The following is a 17,333-nucleotide window of genomic DNA, read 5'->3' on the forward strand; positions in this document are numbered from 1 at the left end:
CGGGTATGGTCGAGGCGTTCGCCGTCGCGAGCGGGAAAGGCGGCACCGGAAAGACGACGAGCACGCTGGCGCTCGGGATGGCGCTCGCCGAGCGGTACGACGTCACGGTCATCGACGCCGACACCGGGATGGCGAATCTCCTCTTTCACGCGGGACTCGACGACGCCGACGTGACACTGCACGACCTCCTGGTCTCCGATCGCGACGTCGCGGTCGAGGACGCCGTCTACGACCGGTTCGGAATGTCGGTCGTCCCCTGCGGAACGAGTCTCACGGCGTTCGAGGCCGCCGATCCGGGTAACCTTCGGGACGTCGTCGCCGAACTCGCAGCCGACACCGACGTCCTCCTGCTCGATTCGCCCGCGGCGCTCGGCTCGAAAAGCGCCGTGTTGCCGGTTGTTCTCGCCGATCGCGTCGTCGTCGTCCTCCAGCCGACGGTGCCCTCGCTCTCAGACGGGCTGAAGGTGCAGGAGTACGCCCGCTCGTACGGCACCGAGACGGCGGGCGTGCTCTTCAACCGCGTCCGCCCCGACGAAGACGTCGAGACGATTTCGGAGCAGGCCGCGCGCTACTTCGGTGGGACGGCGCTGGCGAGCGTCCCCGAGAGCGACGCGGTGCGGGCCGCGCGGCGGGCCGGCGAACCACTCCTCGCGCACGCGCCGACTGATCCCGCGGCCGACGCCTTCCACGAGGCCGCCGGGAATCTCGACGTCCGGGCGGGCGACGCCGCGGTCGTCGCGGACCGCTTCCGGAGTGCCGTCGTCCCGGACCGCCTCTGACGATGGTGGCCGACGGCCACATTCCCGAGGGCGAACTCTGCCGCTCGCGGACCGACGCTGACATCGGTGAAACGCTCGCCGGGGTGCTCGACTGCGAACTCACCGGCTACGTCGTCTTCGAGCCACAGGGGTCCATCCTCTTCGGGAACGACGAGCGGGCGGTCCTCACGTTCGAGGCGGGCGTCCCCGTGCTGGCGTACCACTCCGCGAGCGACGCGGGCGGCCGCGCCGCGCTCGACGCGCTCACCGGCGACCTGTTCCACGCCGAGGTGTACGAACTCGCGGCCGACGCGCTGGCGGCAGCCCATCGGGTCGAGGAACTCCGAGTCGCCCCTTCCGCGCCGGCCGACGTCCTCGCGGACGACGAGACGCTCGTCGACCGAACGCGCGACGCCGCGCCCGAGGATCGGCTAGCCGACGCCGCGGGAGCGAGTGCGGTCGAAGCGTTTCTCGCCGACGCCGACCGCATCGACGCGATTCGCGACGAGGCGCGCGCGGAGGCGCAAGCGCGGGCCGCTGAGTGGGGTCTGGCGGAGCAACTCGACGGTGAGGAACCGCCGGACTCGTCAGGATAACGGACAGATGCCGTGCGCTGTCAAACGCGACTATATATACCAACGGACCTCCTAGGGGTCGTGTGAGCGTCTTCTCGCTGTTGCGCGCGCGGACGGCGTCGGACTTCGCCGACTGGTTCCGGCCCGGGGGAGAGTATCTCCTGCGTGTCGCCGACGGAATGGGGTTTCACACTGGCGACCTCTCGGGCTTCATCGACGAAGCGGAGACGGCGATGCGGGCGAACCGAACCGGCGCGGACGTCGCGCCCGCGGTCAATCGCCTGATCGCCGCGGACCTCTACGCCGACGCCGCGTTCGGGCTCCCCTTCTTGGAGTGGACGCCCGTGTGGTACGAACTCTCACTGACTGCGCCGACGGCCTACGCCGACTGGCGACTCAGGCGCGTCGCCGACCAGTACGCCGCGACGATCGATCACCTCTCGCTGCCGCGGTTCAGCCGCCCCGACGACGTCGTCTCCCGCGGGTCCCCCGCGATCGAATCCGTCTCGGGCTTCGCCGATCGGTTCGCGTTTGCCGACGCCATCCTGCATCTGGAGTGGTTCGACTACGTCGCGACCGAGTGCGGCATCGGCGTGCCCCCGGAACTGATCGCCGAGGCGCGCGATCAGACTGTCGGCTACTACGTCGGTGACCTCGCGATGGAAGACCTCGATCCCACGGTCCGACGACTTCAGTACCTGCTCTTTACCGACGACGAGTGGGTACGCACTATCGACGAGCGATACGGCCTCGGGAGTTCGCTCTTCACGCTCTGGGAGCGGGTGTGTCGCCGCGAGCGCGAGCGGTTCAGTGGTGCTTGAGAGCAGCGCAGTCACTTGAAACCGCGGCTCGCGAGATGATAGCGCAGGACCTCTTTGGTCCCTTCGACGAACGGACCCAGGTCCACGGCGTCGATCCGATCGCGGAGGGTTTCGAGCCGTCGATACTGCACGTTCCACTCGTCGAGGAACTCCGATTCGAGGTCGTGGTCGTCGATCCGGTCGATGACGCGTGCCGCCGCTTCGGCGTCCGGATCGTCGGGATTCGGGAGATCCTCTGGGTGGACGACTCCGCGTTCGAGCGCGGCGACGACGACTCCGGAACTGACGTCGCCTTCTAACACCTCACGCTCCCAGGTGCTGACCCAGTTGCCGATCCGCGCCATTTGCTGGGCGGCGTCGACCGCCGCCCGAAGGTCTGCCGTCGCCCGGGCGAGGTCGGCCGAGGCGTGCATCAGGTCGATGTCGAGGTAACTGTGCATTCCCATATTGTGCGTCTCGTACCGCCGGAGATCGTGGACTGTCGCCTGCTCTGGGCGCTCGATGACGAGGGTGCTGTACTCGATCGCTGTGACGATCTGTCGCACGTCGAACCGGAACCGCGGGACGTACTGCTGGAACTTCGGCCCCCGTTCGAGGCGGGAGACGAGCGTCTCCCACACGCGCGCCGCGAACGCGACGTACTCGTCGTCGACCGCGTCCGAGCGGGCTTCGACACCGACTCCGTCTCCCCCGTCGAGGCGATCTCCCGCCCGAGCCAGACTGACGATCGCGTCGAACGTCTCGTAGTCGCGGTACTTCTCCAGGAGGTCGTCGAGGATGGTGACGAACAACACGAGCATCGTCTTGTTCGTGGCGACGCGCTCGTGGTGAGTTTCGTCGACGAAGGGCATCGTGTTCGCCGGCGCGAGGTGGTGGACCCACTTCCAGATGAACGCGGGCCGGGCCGCCTCGAAGGACTGATACTCCGAAACGAGGTCGCCGAGCGCCGGCGGTAGTTCGTGATCCGCGATCGACTCGAGGAGCGCTGCGGCTCTGTCGCCGTCGATCGATGCAACCACAGTCGCGGCGGGGTCTTCGATCGCTCCGATGATTCCTGGTTTCCGTCGACCAGAATAAGTGATGTGTTTACTGTCAATTGAAAACGACTATGACCTCGACGCAGTCCTTCGATTATCGCCCGAGATAACTGCCGCGAGCGTTTATATACGAACGGGGAAGAAGCGACGGTAATGTATGATCGACGCGTCCCCGTGGAGGCGGGATGACTTCGGCCGCGCAACGGGACGCCACAGTCCCTGGCGCGCCGGTCGTTCCGGCGCCAGAACCACCGGACAGCACCGACGCGTGGTACGCACCGACAGTTCGCGCACAGTACGAGATCACGCCCGGCGTCGTCACGACGATCCGCGACGGCCCCGACGGTGTCGGCTTCTCGTATCAGATTCGAGAGCCGGCCCTTGGAGCCGACTCCGAACGCGCGCTCGTGTCAGTGCTAGATTACTTTTCGGGCGTGGACGTCCGCCGGCCGCTCACTCGTCAGGGAACTGCCGAGCGAGCGGCCGCGGGGTTGCCGCCGAAGTACCGGCGCGTCCTCGATCGGCTTCTCGACGTCGCACCCGCCATCCGCCGCCGCCTCGACTACTATGCGACCTGCGAATTGCGCCTGCTTGGCCCCGTGACGCCGATAGCGCTCGACGACCGCGTCGACGTCGTCGACGTCGAAGGCGAGACCGACGGTGCGCTCGTCGTTCACACCGACAACTACGCACCCGCGGTCACGCCGTTCCGCGCGGACGCCGAGTTCGCGACGCGGGTCGCCGGCGAGCGACTCCGCCACTACACCGTCTCCTTTGCGGGGTTCGACATCGACGTCGTCGTCCACCGGGACCGGCTCCTCGGTAGCGACCGCTTCGAGGCGAAGTACGCGGTGCTCGAACCCGACCTCCTCCCGGGTGACGAAGCACTCGTCGCCGAGTGCAAAGAGCGCATCTGGGAAGCCAACGTCGACGAAGTCGTCGAAGATCGGACGGCATTCATTCGCGACCGCGCCAGACAGTTCCTCTCGCGCCGCCTCACCGCGCGCAACACCCGCGCGTGGCTCGAAGCGACGCGGTACCGCGCCCGCAACGCGCTGGCAGCGTACGGGCTCGGCGTGCCGCCGGTCGACCGCCGGTACGCCCAGGACCGCCTCGACGACCTTGTCTACTACGTCCTCCGCGACTACGTCGGCGAGGGCGTCCTCACGGTCCCGATCCGCGACCCGCATCTCGAAGACGTCGAAGCCAATCGGGTCGGCGAGCGCGTGAAGGTCGTTCCGCGGGCTGACGTCGTCCGAGCGGGCGAACGCGTCCCCACGAACCTCGCCTTCGAGGACGAGACTAGCTTCGTCAACGTCGTCACCCAACTGGCGGCGGCCGACGGCGTTGAACTCAGCGCGAGCCAGCCCTCCGCGAAGGTGAACCTCCGCCCCGAGGGAGTCGCACCCGACGCCACCGGTCACGGCGAGACCATCCGGTGTGCCGTCGCGCTCCCGGTCATCTCCGAAGACGGACCGCACGTCTCGATCCGCAAACAGGCGTCGTCGCCGCTGACGCCGATCGACCTCGTCGGCTTCGGGTCGATTCCGACGGAGCTGGTGACGCTGCTTTGGCTCCTGTATGAACACCACCGCGTCGTCCTCTTTTCGGGACCGACCGGGGCCGGCAAGACGACGCTGATGAACGCCCATATGCCCTTCATTCCGTACGACCACCGCCCGATCAGCATCGACGAGGGGTCTCGCGAGGTGTATCTCCCCCACGAGACCGGCGTGTCGCTGACGACGCGCGACCACGAGAACGAGTACAAGCGCGTCTCGATGGCGGATCTGATGACCGAAGCGAACTATCTGAACCCCGACGTGGAAGTCATCGCCGAGGTCAACACCCCGGAGTCGTTCGAAACCTTCGCCGAAGTGCTGAACACCGGCCACGGCGTCGTCGGCACCACACACGCCGAAGACATCGAGACGCTGGTGAACCGCGTCGTCGAGCAGGGACTGCCCGTGTATCTCCTGCGCGAACTCGACTTGGTCGTCTTCCCCCGCCGCGTCGACGGCGAGCGGTACGTCGGCTCGGTCGTCGAACTCCTTTCGGAATCCGAGTACGAGGAACTGCCCGCGTCCGCGCGGACGGGCGTCGTCGAGAAGGACGGGACGAACCTCTACTACAACACGATCCTCTGGCGGGAGACCGACGGGTCGTTCGCGATGGCCTACGATCATCCGTCGCTCGGCGGCGACAATGCCGCTACCGCGGGCGAGACGCACCGCCGCGCGCTCCGCGTGTTCCACCGCATCGCCGACGCGACCGACCAGGACGTCGAGACGATCGAACGCGAGTTCCGTCGGAAGCGCGGCTACGTCGAGTATCTCCTCCAGGAGGACGTGACCGACGTCGACCGGCTGTTCGGGTTCCTCTCGGATCTCCGGACTGACGAGGCCGCGACCGTCGAGCGAGTTCGGCGGCAGCGTGCACACCAGACTGCCGAGCCCGATACCGAGTCGTCGCCGTCCGAGCGCGAGACTGGAACCGCAGACGACGCTGCGGTGCGGACCCGCGATCGGCCTGGAGGACGGAAGCCGTGAGCGGGGGCGACGCCGAGCAGGGCTCGAATCTGGGACCGTCGTCACCGTCTGATCCGACACAGCGTTCGTATTCGGCTCGACGACGCTCGAATCACGCAACGCGCTCGCTCGGGGCGTTCGACCGCGCGGCGTACGCGCTGTTCGCCAGCCGAGCGGATTCACGCCGCCACGAGCGCGACCGGCGCGCTTACCGCGGAACCAACCTGACCGTGGCGTTCGATCTGTACCTCGCTCGCGTCTACGCGTTCTCGTGGCTTCTGGCGGTGCTCGCCGGTGGGGCTCTCGTCGCCATCGGACTCGTGCTCCCACCAACGATGATCGAATCGGCCGCGGCTGGCCTCCTCGACCGACTCGCCGGCGTCGGTACCGGTGAAATCGGTGGCTCCACCGCCGACGCCCTCGATATCTCCCGACGGAACGCGACAGCACTGGCCGGGCTCGTCGGCGTTCTCGCAGCCGCGGGTGTCCACTGGAGCGTCGTCTACGCCGGCGGCCGGTACCTCCGCTGGCTGACCGCCGCGCGGCGATCGAACATCGGGCGCACGCTTCCGAGTGCGGTTCGCTACCTGAACGTCCTCGCGTCTGGGAGCGACGGCCGCCGCGCGATGCTCCGGCGCGTCGCCGACACCGACGCCTACGGGGAGACGGCAGTCGCGCTCCGAAAGGCGCTCAACACCGCCGCGATGACGGGGAACGTCGACGAGGGATTGCGGCGAGTCGCCCGCGACACGCCGGCACAGGACACGCTCGCGCCCTTCTTGCTGAAGTTCCGCGAGCACGCCGAGCAGGGCTCGGACGCGCTCCGGGAGTACCTCGCGATGGAGAGCCGGATGCTGCGGCACCAGCAGGACCGGGATCGGCGTCGCGCGCAGGGATTTCTCGAACTGCTCGCGGAACTGTTCGTCGTGTTGCTCGTCCTCCCGGCGCTCCTCGTCATCGTCCTCACGGTGATGAGCATCGTCTCGCCCGAACTCTCGGCACCGGTTGAGACGCCGCTCGGTCCCGTCACGCTCCGTGCGCTCGCCGTCTACGGCAGCGCGGCGTTCATTCTCGTAGTCGGCCTCGGGACTGCGGGGCTCGTCGCCCGGCTCCGGCCGCCGGATCAGCACGTCACCTACCATCGACCCGCGAGCACGGTCGGTACACTCCGCACGGCGACGACGAACCCCGCGAGCGCGAGCGTCGCGTTCGCGCCGATCGGCGTCGCCGCGCTCGTCGCGTCTGTCCTCCTCGGCGTCGACGTCGTGATCTCGCTTCTGGTCGGCTACGTCGGCTACGCGATTCCTGTCGGCCTCGTCGCCGTCCGCCGTGCCCGACTCGACGACGCGAAGGACCACGAACTCAAAGACTTCGTGCACGCCGTCTCCGGCCACGTCAACCTCGGGCGGCCCTTCTCCGCCGCGGTCGAACACGTCGCCCGCGACGTCGACCTCGGGCCGCTGAACGGTGACGTCGCCGATCTCTCGATGAATCTGCACCTCACAACGCCGACGGCGGACGCGGAGACCGACCTGCGGACGGCGGCGCTCGATCGGTTCGTCGACCGCGTCGGCACGCCGATGGCCGAGCAGACGGTCGGCCTCGTGATCGGCGCGCTCGACGCCGGCAGCGACACGGGCGTCGTCTTCGAGACGCTCCAGAGCGAAGTGGGCCGCCTCTATCACGAGAAACGCGCGCTCAGATCGGGGATGCTCGTCTACGTCGCCGTCGGCTGGACGACTGCGCTTTTAGTCGTCGGGATCAGCGTCGCGACGAGCGCCAACGTCTTCGCCGGGTTCGACCGGCTATCGACGATGTCGGAGCTTTCGGGCGTCGCGGTCGATCCCGGCGCGGTCGACCTCGCGCGGGATCAGTACCGCGTCTACGTGACCACCCAGGCGACGATGCTCGCCGCCGGGTGGTTCGCCGGCGTCGCCAGTCGCGGGCAGTACGAGGCGCTCTTGCACTCCGGAAGTCTGGTCGCAGTCTGTCATATCGTATTTGCGGGAATGGGGTTGGTATGAGCGCCGACAGCTCCGTTTCTGCGCCGGGGAACGACCGCGCACAGACGGCGGTCGTCGGCGTCGCGCTCCTCCTTGGAATCACCGTCCTCGCTGTCGGCGGACTCACGGCGACGGCCGGATCGATTGTCGAGGACGGGTCGGCCTCGGCGGCCGCGACGCGCGTCGGCGACGACTTCGAGACGGCACTCGGCCCCGCCCCCGGCGACCGAGAGACGACTGTCGAACTCGCGACGGGGACGATTCAGGTGGTCAACCGGACCGTGTGGCTCCTCGACGACGAGGGCGTCGTCTGGGCGGGCCACGCCGGGGCGATCGTCTACGCCGACGGCGGCCAGCGCGTCACCGGCTTCGCTGGTGCCGTCGTCCAGAGCGACGACCGCGGCAGTCGCGTCGTCGCGCCGAGTCGGGTCGCACCCGCGAACGGGACCCTGTACGTCGGGGTACCCGTCCTGAACGCCAGCGGCGCGGACGGCGTCTCGACCGGCGGCCATCGCCTCGCGATGACGCTCCGCACCGACGCGCGAACCGAGCGGGTCGATCTCCCTGCGTCCTCGTACCGCATCGGCATCGAAACGCCGACGCCGGCCGCCTGGGAACGCCACCTCCAGGCACGCGGCGCAACGACCTCACGCCGCGACATCGACGGCGACGGCACGCCGAGCGTCGTCGCGTCTTTCGAGGGCGAGCGGACCGCCTATCTCGTCGTCCACGACGTGCGGCTTGCGGTCGAGGTGGGCCGATGAGCCGGCGACGCGACACAGGAGGGTGGAGTCGGTCGCAGGGGCGATCGTTCGATCGCGGCCTCTCGCCCGTCGTGGGCAAGACGCTCGAACTCGGCGTCGGCGTGCTGTTCGTCGCGCTCCTGACGGCGACGTTCTTCGGCGGCATCGCGCCCGACTACCGCGCGGCGGTCGGGACCGAACTCGGCGATCGGGCGCTCGTCGCGGCCGCCGAGCGCGTCGAAGCGGCGGTCCCAACCGACACGGACGTACGCGCGGACCGCAGCGTTGCCGTCCGACTTCCGCCCGCTATTCGCGGTGATCCCTACCGAGTCGTCGTCGCGAACGATACGTCCACGCCGGCGCTGCGGCTCGTTCATCCGGATGCCTCAATCGGCGGACGGATCCGGCTCACCGTTCCCGACGCCACCGTCGTCCGCGGCTCGTGGGACAGTGCGTCGCCGTCGCGGGCGGTCGTCGTCGTGACCGAGGGACGAGTTTCGATTCGACTCCTCAACGAGCGTAACGGCGCCTCGCGCCTCGCAGAGCGTGATCGCTCACGCGGCTCCGTTTCGTCAACGATCGAACGGGAGGCGGCTACGTGACGTCGCGCGCCCAGGCGAATCTGATCGGCTTCGCCGTGGCGGTCGTCGTCGTGACGGCGGTCACGGTCGCCGGCGCGGCGCTCGCGAACGACGCGCTCGTCGACGCCGATCGGGATCCGGCGACGACGCACGCCGCGGACGATCTCGCCGCGCACCTCCTCGATGTCGACGCCGCACACACGCGCGGGCCGAACGTCGTCCGCTCAGCGGCCGTCAGGAATCTGACCGCGTCCGACCTCGAAGCCGCCGTCCCGTCTCTCCGGGGACGGTCGATCCGTATCACACTCGGCGGCGACGTTCTCGTGGAGCGCAGCGGCCACGCGGTGTCGGGCGATGGTCGTCGCGTCCGCGATGCGGGATTCGAGCGGGTCGAACGCCGCGTTCGTGTCGAGCACCCTGTTCAGAATACCGAGCGGATCGTGCTCTCGGATCGACGTGAAGTCACGCTCGCGGACCACACGGGAGACGTCACGGTGGCGGTGGACCCGCGTCGAGGACGAAGTGTGACGACAGTTCGAGCCGGCAACAGAGTCGTCCTCCACGACCCGTCCGGCCTCGAGGGCGAGTACTCGGTCGCCGTTCCGGACGCGTACCCGCTCGTGCTCGCATTCGACGCCGACGATCCATACGTTGCCGGAGCGGCGACTGTCGCGTGGCACACAAGAAATGCCAGCGTCGAGCGGCTGGTGGTGAGTGTCGGTGCGTGACCGCTCCGATCGAGCGCAGCTCGCGACATCGCTCCTCGAAGCTGCCGTGGGCGCGCTCTTGATCCTCGCGGTCGTCGCCGGGTTCCTCTGGATTCCGGCCGCCGAGGGGGGCTCGGACGCGAAGCTCGACCGCACTGCAGCCGACGCACTCGCGATCCTCGACGCGGAGCCACCGATCGGCGCCGGCCGGAGTCGACTCGCGGCGGCCTGTCGCTCGCCGGCCGCACTCGCAACCGAACGCGACGCCCTTCGGGCTCGACTCGATGCGGTTCTTCCGACAGCCGCGTTCGGGCGTATCGAGTTCCCACACGGGACCGTCGGTCCGCCATCGCCCAACGGCGCGCCGTCCGGGCGAGCGACGCTCGCGACGGGGCAGTGTACCGTCACGCTACGGGTGTGGTACGCGTGACCCGCCGCTGGCCGCAGTCACCGCGTGGCGGACCGCTCCGGGATGACGACCGCGCACAGATCGTGCTCGTCGCGGCCGCGGTCGTCGCCGTCGCCTTCCTCTCGATGACGCTCGCCTACGCGCAACTTGGCTACGACGCCGACCGGACCGCCGCGGGCGCGGTCGACGTTGCGTCGCTCGCGGAGATCGACCGTAGCCTGACCGCCTCCTTCCGCACGGCCGTCCGTGACGCCGAAACGGACGCCGGGCGCGACGTCTCGTGGCGTGACCGCGGCTCGCTCGTCGAGCGAATCCGGACAGATGTCGGTACGGATATCGACCGACTGGAGCGTTCCCACGCGGACGAGAGCAGAGCGGTGACCGTGACGTTCGACGACGCGGAGGCCACTCGCTGGGCGGCCGAGCGCTGTCCCTCCGGTCGCGGACGCGATTTCGGGCCGTGTCGAGCGATCGATGGCGTCGTCGTTCAGGAGCGGGCGGGGGAGACGACGGTCGTCGCCGCCGCGGTCAGCGTCCGGATTGTCTCGCCAGCGGAATCGACGACGGCGACGCTCTCGCTGCGGGCCGTCTGATCGTCGCTGGACGGTAAGGGGTACGTGCTGCCGCGACTCAGCCGCCGAGTGCGGAAAACAGCGCGTAGCTACCGACGTAGCTGACCGAGATGACCGCCGCGAAGCCGACGCCCCCGAGCAGCGGTCGGCGCAGTCGAACGACCCAGTAGAGCGCGGCGAACATTACGCCCTCCGCGATGACGATGAACGCCGGGACGTGACCGAGCATCGCGAACGGTGCGATGGCGTAGCTCCAGATGCCGGCGTAGTGTGCTCCGTACTCGAAGAATCCCACGAGTACCATTCCGGTCACCGCCGGACCGAGGGTCGCGGCGACGGGTCCGGCGATTTCATCGAGTCGCCGTCCGAAGTAGCCGAAGTAGGTGACGACGAGCGCCCACGCGATCGGCATATACAGCGGTGATCCCAGGAGCATCGGAAGCGAATCCGGATACACTAACGACCCCGTCGAGACGAGAAACGCGTCGACACCCACTTCTAACACGCCTGCGACGCTCCCGAGCACGAAGACGTCGCGAATCTTCGGCGACCGCAATGCGACGCCGATTCCGATCGCGTACAGCAGACCGTTGTACGCGTAGGTCAGCCACAGCGGCGTTTCGAAAGCCACGACGTGCCCGAAGACGAGCAGATTCACGCCGAGCCAGCCGAGCACTCGCCGATCGGTCGCCGTGAGCGCCCACGCCTTCGGGTCCGATACTCCCTCCGCGCTCGCGTCGAGTGTTTCTCTCATCCGGTCGATGGCGCTACTCGCTCTAGCGCCGGAATAAAACTTCCTTCAGCCGCGATCGGACTGACCACATTGTCAAAGTTTCACACAGTGTGTCACGTTTGGCTGTGTTCCGGACCATCCCGCCGTCGTAGGCCGATTCGACCCGCTCTGCCGACTGGTGGTTTGATGTACCAGGGCTGCTTCGGGGAAACACGTCACTACTCTCGTATGCCGTGGGAACTCACTGCGATCTCCGCTGTCGGGTTCGCTACTGTCATCGTGTACGCAGTGGTCGTCGTCCTCGGTTGGCAGCACCGGGACTCACGGTGTGGCCCGGAGATCGCGGCACTCCACCTCGTCGTCGGGCTCTCCGCGCTCGCGTACGCGATCCAGCTCGGATTCGACTCCGTCGCGGCACAGACCGTCTGGTGGGAACTCTCCTTTGCGTTCTCGACCGTCGTCCCGATCCTGTGGCTCGTCTTCGTCGTCCAGTACGTCAGCCGCTCGCAGTGGCTCACCCCGGTGCGCGCGGGACTACTCACCGTCGAACCGCTCGCCGTCGTTCTCGCGGTCGCGACGAACGCCTCGCACAATCTCGTCTGGACGGTCGCGCCGGACACGACGGCGACGGCGGGATCGGCAATCGACCTCGTGTTCGGGCCGCTCTACTACACGCACATCGTCCTCGCGTACGTCGCCGTCGCGGTCGGAATGAGTATGATCCTCTTCGTCGGGATCCGCTGGTCGCTGGTGTACTGGAAGCAAGTGGTCGTCCTGCTCATCGCGCCGCTCCCGCCGTTCCTCTCGAACATAGCGTTTATGCTCGGCGTGAGCCCCATCCCCAACCTCGACCTGACGCCGTTCGTGTTCTCGTTTACGGGGGTCCTCCTGGTACTCAGCCTCTATCACTTTGATCTGCTCGAACGCGTCCCCATCGCACGGCGACAAGCGCTCCAGGCGATGGGCGACGGGCTCGTGGTCCTCGACACCGACCGCGTCGTGGTCGACGCCGACGACATCGCCTGCCGCGTGCTCGACCCCGCGCCACGGATCGGCCACTCGATTACGGCGGTGTTTCCCGATCGGCCCTTCGATCAGCTTCACGGCACCACCGTCACCGACGCGAACAACCTGGCCTACGACGTCCGCGTCTCAGAGCTCACCGACGAGCGCGGCGACGAGATCGGCTACGCCGTAGCGCTGCGCGACGTCACCAGCCGCCACCGATACGAACAGCGACTCGAGGTGGCCAACCGAGTGCTCCGGCACAATCTCCGCAACGATATGAACGTCGTTCGCGGGTACGCGGATCTCGTCGCGTCGGGCTCGGCGGACGATGCGACCCGAGCCGCGGAGTCGATTCTCTCCCGCACGGACGACCTCCTCACCGTCAGCGACAAGGCCCGGAAAGTGTCCGAACTCGACGACTCGCACTCGCAGCCCTCGACGACGCACGACGTGACCGCGCTCGTCGACAGCGTCGTCCACCAGGCCCGACGCGAGTACCCCGACGTTGTCATCCAGTTCGAGGGCGCCGCCCATACGGAGGCGCAACTCACCGACGCCGGGTCGCTCGCGACGGCCGTCGGAGAACTGCTGGAACTGCTCGTCTCGCAGGCCGACCGCGACGACCTCACCCTCCGGGTCGGGGTCGAGTGCCGCGACGACGTCGTCGTCCGCATCGAATCGAGCGGGGCCGGGATCCCAGCCGTCGACCGCGAAGCCCTCGCAGCGGAGTCGGAGACGCCGCTTCAGCACGCCGAAGGACTGGGGCTCTGGCTCGCGTACTGGTGCGTGATCGAAAACGGCGGCGAACTGCGATTCGGGGATGCGGACGGCGACGACGCGGTCGAGGCAGACTCGCCGCCGACCGAGACGGAAGCCAGCGTCATCCGCCTCCGCTTCCCCAGCGACTGTGCGTGAGCCGCTGCCACGACGTCCGACGATCTCTCGAAAATCGAAACCGATTAAACGCGTCGACGTCCAACAGAGAGTGTAGCCGAGGTAGCCTAGCCCGGCCAAGGCGGCAGATTCGAAATCTGCTGTCCATTCGGACACGTGAGTTCAAATCTCACCCTCGGCGCTTCTGAACTTTCGCCTTCGAGCGATGCGTCTGCGCCGCTCACCGTTCGTTCTTGCCGTATCGGGGTCCTCGCGGTCGTCTCGGGTGGTGACGAGGATCGCTCTATGCCTTCTCGCGCGGCTCTGGTGCGGCGGCGATAGCACCCGCTGGTCGTCTGTGAACGCGTGCCCGGCAGAACCGGGCGAGAATCACCGGGTGCACATCCCGACGCGGGTGTGAGAACGCTTCTCAGTCGTCGGCGAGGGCGTCTTCCGGTTCGGGTTCGTCTTCGACGGCGTCGCTGGCGAGGAGTCGATCGAGCGCCTCGACCATCGCCTCGACGCTGCAGCGGGTGATGTCCGAGTCCGAGGTGGCGACGGTGACCGTCCGGTCGCCCTTCGACATCTCCACTTCGACGGTGACGACGGCGTCGGTGCCGCCGGTGATCGCGTCGACGTGGTACGACTCCAGTTGGGCGTCGGCGTCGGAGCCGAGCGCGGCCCGGACCGCTTTGACGGCGGCGTCGACGGGGCCGCTGCCGGTGCCGGAGGCGACGCGCTCTTCGGTGCCGACGCGGATACGGACCGAGGCGGTCGGGGTGCCGCCGCCCGAGGCGGCCGTGAGATCGAGGAGTTCGACGTGACGGTCGCGCTCGCGGCCCTGCACGTCCTCCGCGATCGCCAGCAGGTCGGCGTCGGTGACGCGCTTGTCGCGGTCGCCGAGCCGTTTCACGCGCTCGACGATCGCCGCGAGATCCTCCTCGGACACGTCGACGTCGTGTTCGTCGAGTGCGGCGCGAACGCCCGCACGGCCGGCGTGCTTGCCGAGGACGAGCCGTCGCTCCCGACCCACCATCTCCGGCGGGTAGGGCTCGTACATCGTGTCGTCCTTGAGCGTTCCGTCGGTGTGGATCCCGCTCTCGTGCGTGAAGGCGTTCTCGCCGACGACCGCCTTGTTCGGCGGCAGCGGCACGCCCGTCGCGTGGGAGACCTGCTGTGCGAGGTCGTACACCTCGTCGAGGTCCATCGTCTCGACGCCGTAGCCGTGCGCCAAGGCGATCGCGACCTCTTCGAGCGCGACGTTGCCGGCGCGCTCGCCGATGCCGTTGATCGTGCCGTGGACGAGATCCGCCCCGGCGGCGAGGCTGGCCCAGACGTTCGTCATCCCCAGTCCGAGGTCGTCGTGGGTGTGCGTCGACACGGGGCCGAGTTCTGCCAGCCGGGAGACGTACTCGTAGGTCGTCTCCGGCGTGGCGTGGCCGACGGTGTCGGCGTAACACGACCGGTCGGCGCCCGAATCGAGCGCCTCGCGCATCAGGCGTTCGAGGAAGTCTAAGTCCGCGCGGGAGCCGTCCTCGCCGATGACCTCGACCCAGAGGTCGTGGTCCTTCGCGTAGGTGACGAGGTCGCCGGTCTTTTCGACCACCTCGTCGTGGGTGGTGCCGACCTTCCGCTCGACGTGCTTGTCGCTGGCGGGCACGACGATGGTGACGCCGTCGACGTCGCAGTCGAGCGCGAGGTCGATGTCCCGCTGGACGCCGCGGGCGAAACTCGTCACTGTCGCGTCGAGGTCGAGCGCGGTCACCTGCCGGATGGTCTCGCGCTCGCCCTCGCCGGTGCAGGCGCTGCCGGCCTCGATGAACTCGATGTTCGCTCTGTCGAGCGACCGGGCGATGTCGGCCTTCTCGTCGGGCGTCAGCGAGACGCCAGGGGCCTGCTCACCGTCGCGTAGCGTCGTATCTAGAAGCTGTACAGAATCGTCAGAATCCACGATGGATGCTAGGGGGTTGTCGGGGTTACCCCCGAATAAATCGACCACGAGTCATGTGCTCACACGGACTGTGGACGTGCAGATATTTAAACTAACGCCTCTCGACAAGATGTCCCGCGTCGCGTTACCGACCTGACGCCGTCGTCGCCGGTAACGTCGTCACTCGACGAGTCGGACGGTGTCACCCGATTCGAGGTCGTCTGCGGCGCCGGCGGGGAGTTCGACGACCGTGTCCGCCGTCTCGATCCCGACGCCGCGCCACGCGCGGAGTCGTTTTTTCGCCACCACCTCGTCGTCGACGAGCCACAGCGCGTCGATGTCGAACGGCACGAACATCATATGCAGGTCGCGCTTTCCCGACTCGCCGAAGGGGAACACCAGCGCGTACCCGTCCGGAATCGACCGCCGAAACATCAGCCCTCGCGCCTTCGAGAGAAACGTATCGGCGACGTCGACGTCGCTGGCGAGCGTCCGTCGGGTCCCGTCTCGGCGGTGTTCGAGTCGCACAGGTGGCGCTCTCCCGGCGGACGAATAAATCGCTCGACTGACGCGGCTTCGGCCACTGTCAGATTCGACTCTGCACCGGCGGATTCAACTCGGCGGCGACGCTCTCTCATAGGGATTATCGTAACTGTTCGAGGTTCTCGCCGTACCATCAGGCGAGAAATCTATGAGGGCTTACGATAATCTCTATCAGTATGCGGGAGACGCCAACCGGCACGCCAGTCGGCGTCGACGACCCCTACGAGCACGCGGGCGTCTGCGATCACCTCACCAGCGACGGCCGGTGCCGCTTCGCGCTGAACCGCGCCGGTGACGACCCGGAATTCGCCGCCGCGCGCCGTGCGGCCGACTACGACTGCGTCGCCGCCGACGAAGACTGTGAGTTCCGCGACTGTCCGCACTACCGCTCGACGACCGACGGCCGCGAGTGCGTCCGCTGCGGCCTCGAATCGGTGCGGATGGCGCACGACGGCTCCCGGCCGCTGCTGGAAGAACATCACCTCTCCTACGGGGAGAGCGCGAGTACGCGTGGGCGGCGCGTCGGCACCGCGGGCGACGATGGCGGCAACTCCGACGGGTCGCTGTCACACGAGATCACGGTCGCGCTCTGTCGGTGGTGTCACGCCAAGATCCACAACTCCTTCGCCCGGATCGACGACGATGCCGAACCCGACGCCGAGGCGTTCGCCACCCGCGAGGAGCGGCGCTCGAAGGAGCAGACGGAGTTCGGATTTGCCACCGCGCGCGAACGGCGCGACGCGGACGAGTCGTGAGCCCTGTGAAACGAGCACGACCGGGACACTCTGCTTCGAGGGCCCGCTTGGCGTGCCCCGAGAAGGCCGTACCGACGCAGTTCTGCGCGGCCCGCCGGGCCGTCGTCCAGTTCGCTCCTCACCACTGACACGTGCCGTCAGCAGACCGGGCGCTTTTTGCCTTCCTTCGCTGTAAGAGTCTGCAACTGATGACTCGCATCGTCGTCATCGACAACCACGGCCAGTTCACCCACCTCGAACGACGCGCGCTCCGCGACCTCGACGTCGACGTCGAACTCCTCGACAACACGACGCCGGCCTCGGAGATCGACGCCGACGGGATCGTCCTCTCTGGCGGCCCGGATATGGACCGCATCGGCAACTGCCCCGACTACCTCGATCTCGACGTTCCGGTCTTCGGGATCTGCCTCGGGATGCAGATCCTCGCGGCCGAACTCGGTGGGCGAGTCGGCTCGGGCGACTACGGCGGCTACGCCGACGTCGACGTACAGATCCTCGAGGACGACGACCCGCTCGTCGGCTCGCTCGCGCCCGAGACGCGCGTGTGGGCGAGCCACGCGGACGAGGTGAAGGAAGTCCCCGAGGGATTCACCCGGACGGCGACGTCCGACGTCTGCGACGTCGAGGCGATGAGCGACACCGACCGCGACCTCTACGGCGTGCAGTGGCACCCCGAGGTCGCCCACACCGAGCGCGGCGAGGAAGTGTTCCGCAACTTCGTCGCGATCTGCGAGTAGCGCGGCGGTCCCCTCGCTCT

17 protein-coding genes and 1 tRNA gene are annotated in these 17,333 nt (G+C 68.0%); 14 read left to right on the forward strand and 4 right to left on the reverse strand.

Annotation, left to right across the window (positions count from 1 at the left end; translation table 11 throughout):
- The first annotated feature begins 5 nt into the window (after positions 1-5).
- The 3 genes from NO347_RS00940 (at position 6) to NO347_RS00950 (ending at position 2,154) form a co-directional block, all read left to right on the forward strand.
- Complete coding sequence (locus NO347_RS00940; protein ID WP_256287855.1) at positions 6-779, forward strand: nucleotide-binding protein; 774 nt, start codon at positions 6-8, stop codon at positions 777-779.
- A gap of 2 nt (positions 780-781) precedes the next feature.
- Complete coding sequence (locus tag NO347_RS00945) at positions 782-1,354, forward strand: DUF8054 family protein (RefSeq protein ID WP_256287856.1); 573 nt, start codon at positions 782-784, stop codon at positions 1,352-1,354.
- Positions 1,355-1,416: 62 nt separating this feature from the next.
- Positions 1,417-2,154 carry a DUF8116 family protein gene (locus NO347_RS00950; RefSeq protein ID WP_256287857.1) on the forward strand — a complete coding sequence of 246 codons (738 nt, stop codon included), beginning with the start codon at positions 1,417-1,419 and terminating at the stop codon, positions 2,152-2,154.
- An 11-nt stretch (positions 2,155-2,165) separates the two neighbouring features.
- On the opposite strand, the gene NO347_RS00955 is transcribed toward NO347_RS00950, so the two are convergent.
- Positions 2,166-3,173 carry a terpene synthase family protein gene (locus NO347_RS00955; protein ID WP_256287858.1) on the reverse strand — a complete coding sequence of 336 codons (1,008 nt, stop codon included), beginning with the start codon at positions 3,171-3,173 and terminating at the stop codon, positions 2,166-2,168.
- 203 nt (positions 3,174-3,376) lie between these two features.
- Here NO347_RS00955 and NO347_RS00960 point away from each other — a divergent pair, with 203 nt between their 5' ends.
- The 7 genes from NO347_RS00960 to NO347_RS00990 all read left to right on the forward strand — a co-directional run bounded on the left by NO347_RS00960 (position 3,377) and on the right by NO347_RS00990 (position 10,755).
- Complete coding sequence (locus tag NO347_RS00960) at positions 3,377-5,740, forward strand: type II/IV secretion system ATPase subunit (RefSeq protein WP_256287859.1); 2,364 nt, start codon at positions 3,377-3,379, stop codon at positions 5,738-5,740.
- 137 nt (positions 5,741-5,877) lie between these two features.
- Positions 5,878-7,743 (forward strand): type II secretion system F family protein, encoded by a 1,866-nt coding sequence (locus tag NO347_RS00965; RefSeq protein ID WP_256288409.1) that lies wholly within the window; start codon positions 5,878-5,880, stop codon positions 7,741-7,743.
- Positions 7,740-8,486 (forward strand): DUF7289 family protein, encoded by a 747-nt coding sequence (locus tag NO347_RS00970; protein ID WP_256287860.1) that lies wholly within the window; start codon positions 7,740-7,742, stop codon positions 8,484-8,486. The genes NO347_RS00965 and NO347_RS00970 overlap by 4 nt, the downstream gene beginning before the upstream one ends.
- Entirely contained in the window at positions 8,483-9,067 is a 585-nt protein-coding gene (locus tag NO347_RS00975; RefSeq protein ID WP_256287861.1) for a DUF7266 family protein, read from the forward strand. The genes NO347_RS00970 and NO347_RS00975 overlap by 4 nt, the downstream gene beginning before the upstream one ends.
- The gene (locus NO347_RS00980) at positions 9,064-9,774 is read left to right on the forward strand and encodes a DUF7263 family protein (RefSeq protein WP_256287862.1); all 711 of its coding nucleotides are present in this window, start codon (positions 9,064-9,066) and stop codon (positions 9,772-9,774) included. The genes NO347_RS00975 and NO347_RS00980 overlap by 4 nt, the downstream gene beginning before the upstream one ends.
- Positions 9,767-10,183, forward strand: a complete 417-nt coding sequence (locus NO347_RS00985) for a DUF7262 family protein (RefSeq protein WP_256287863.1) — start codon at positions 9,767-9,769, stop codon at positions 10,181-10,183. Before NO347_RS00980 ends, NO347_RS00985 begins: the two co-directional genes overlap by 8 nt.
- Positions 10,180-10,755 (forward strand): DUF7261 family protein, encoded by a 576-nt coding sequence (locus tag NO347_RS00990; protein ID WP_256287864.1) that lies wholly within the window; start codon positions 10,180-10,182, stop codon positions 10,753-10,755. Before NO347_RS00985 ends, NO347_RS00990 begins: the two co-directional genes overlap by 4 nt.
- 37 nt (positions 10,756-10,792) lie before the next feature.
- Here the strand turns inward: NO347_RS00990 and NO347_RS00995 are convergent, their stop codons facing one another.
- Positions 10,793-11,488 carry a DUF6989 domain-containing protein gene (locus NO347_RS00995; RefSeq protein WP_256287865.1) on the reverse strand — a complete coding sequence of 232 codons (696 nt, stop codon included), beginning with the start codon at positions 11,486-11,488 and terminating at the stop codon, positions 10,793-10,795.
- A gap of 207 nt (positions 11,489-11,695) precedes the next feature.
- Between NO347_RS00995 and NO347_RS01000 the strand changes: the two genes are divergently transcribed.
- Both NO347_RS01000 and NO347_RS01005 read left to right on the forward strand, forming a co-directional pair.
- Entirely contained in the window at positions 11,696-13,390 is a 1,695-nt protein-coding gene (locus tag NO347_RS01000; protein WP_256287866.1) for a histidine kinase N-terminal 7TM domain-containing protein, read from the forward strand.
- A 75-nt stretch (positions 13,391-13,465) separates the two neighbouring features.
- Positions 13,466-13,550: transfer RNA gene (locus NO347_RS01005), tRNA-Ser, on the forward strand.
- Positions 13,551-13,778: 228 nt separating this feature from the next.
- On the opposite strand, the gene NO347_RS01010 is transcribed toward NO347_RS01005, so the two are convergent.
- The gene (locus NO347_RS01010) at positions 13,779-15,347 is read right to left on the reverse strand and encodes a (R)-citramalate synthase (RefSeq protein ID WP_256287867.1); all 1,569 of its coding nucleotides are present in this window, start codon (positions 15,345-15,347) and stop codon (positions 13,779-13,781) included.
- Positions 15,348-15,458: 111 nt separating this feature from the next.
- On the reverse strand, positions 15,459-15,806 hold the full coding sequence (locus tag NO347_RS01015; RefSeq protein ID WP_256287868.1) for a DUF192 domain-containing protein: 348 nt from the start codon (positions 15,804-15,806) through the stop codon (positions 15,459-15,461).
- Between the two features lie 191 nt (positions 15,807-15,997).
- On the opposite strand from NO347_RS01015, the gene NO347_RS01020 reads away from it, so the two are divergent.
- Both NO347_RS01020 and NO347_RS01025 read left to right on the forward strand, forming a co-directional pair.
- A complete protein-coding gene (locus tag NO347_RS01020; RefSeq protein WP_256287869.1) occupies positions 15,998-16,576 on the forward strand; it encodes a DUF7097 family protein in 579 nt (192 codons plus the stop codon).
- A 188-nt stretch (positions 16,577-16,764) separates the two neighbouring features.
- The gene (locus NO347_RS01025; protein WP_256287870.1) at positions 16,765-17,313 is read left to right on the forward strand and encodes a GMP synthase subunit A; all 549 of its coding nucleotides are present in this window, start codon (positions 16,765-16,767) and stop codon (positions 17,311-17,313) included.
- Positions 17,314-17,333: the final 20 nt, after the last annotated feature.

This window comes from Halobellus inordinatus (assembly GCF_024464655.1).
Lineage (GTDB): Archaea > Halobacteriota > Halobacteria > Halobacteriales > Haloferacaceae > Haloquadratum > Haloquadratum inordinatus.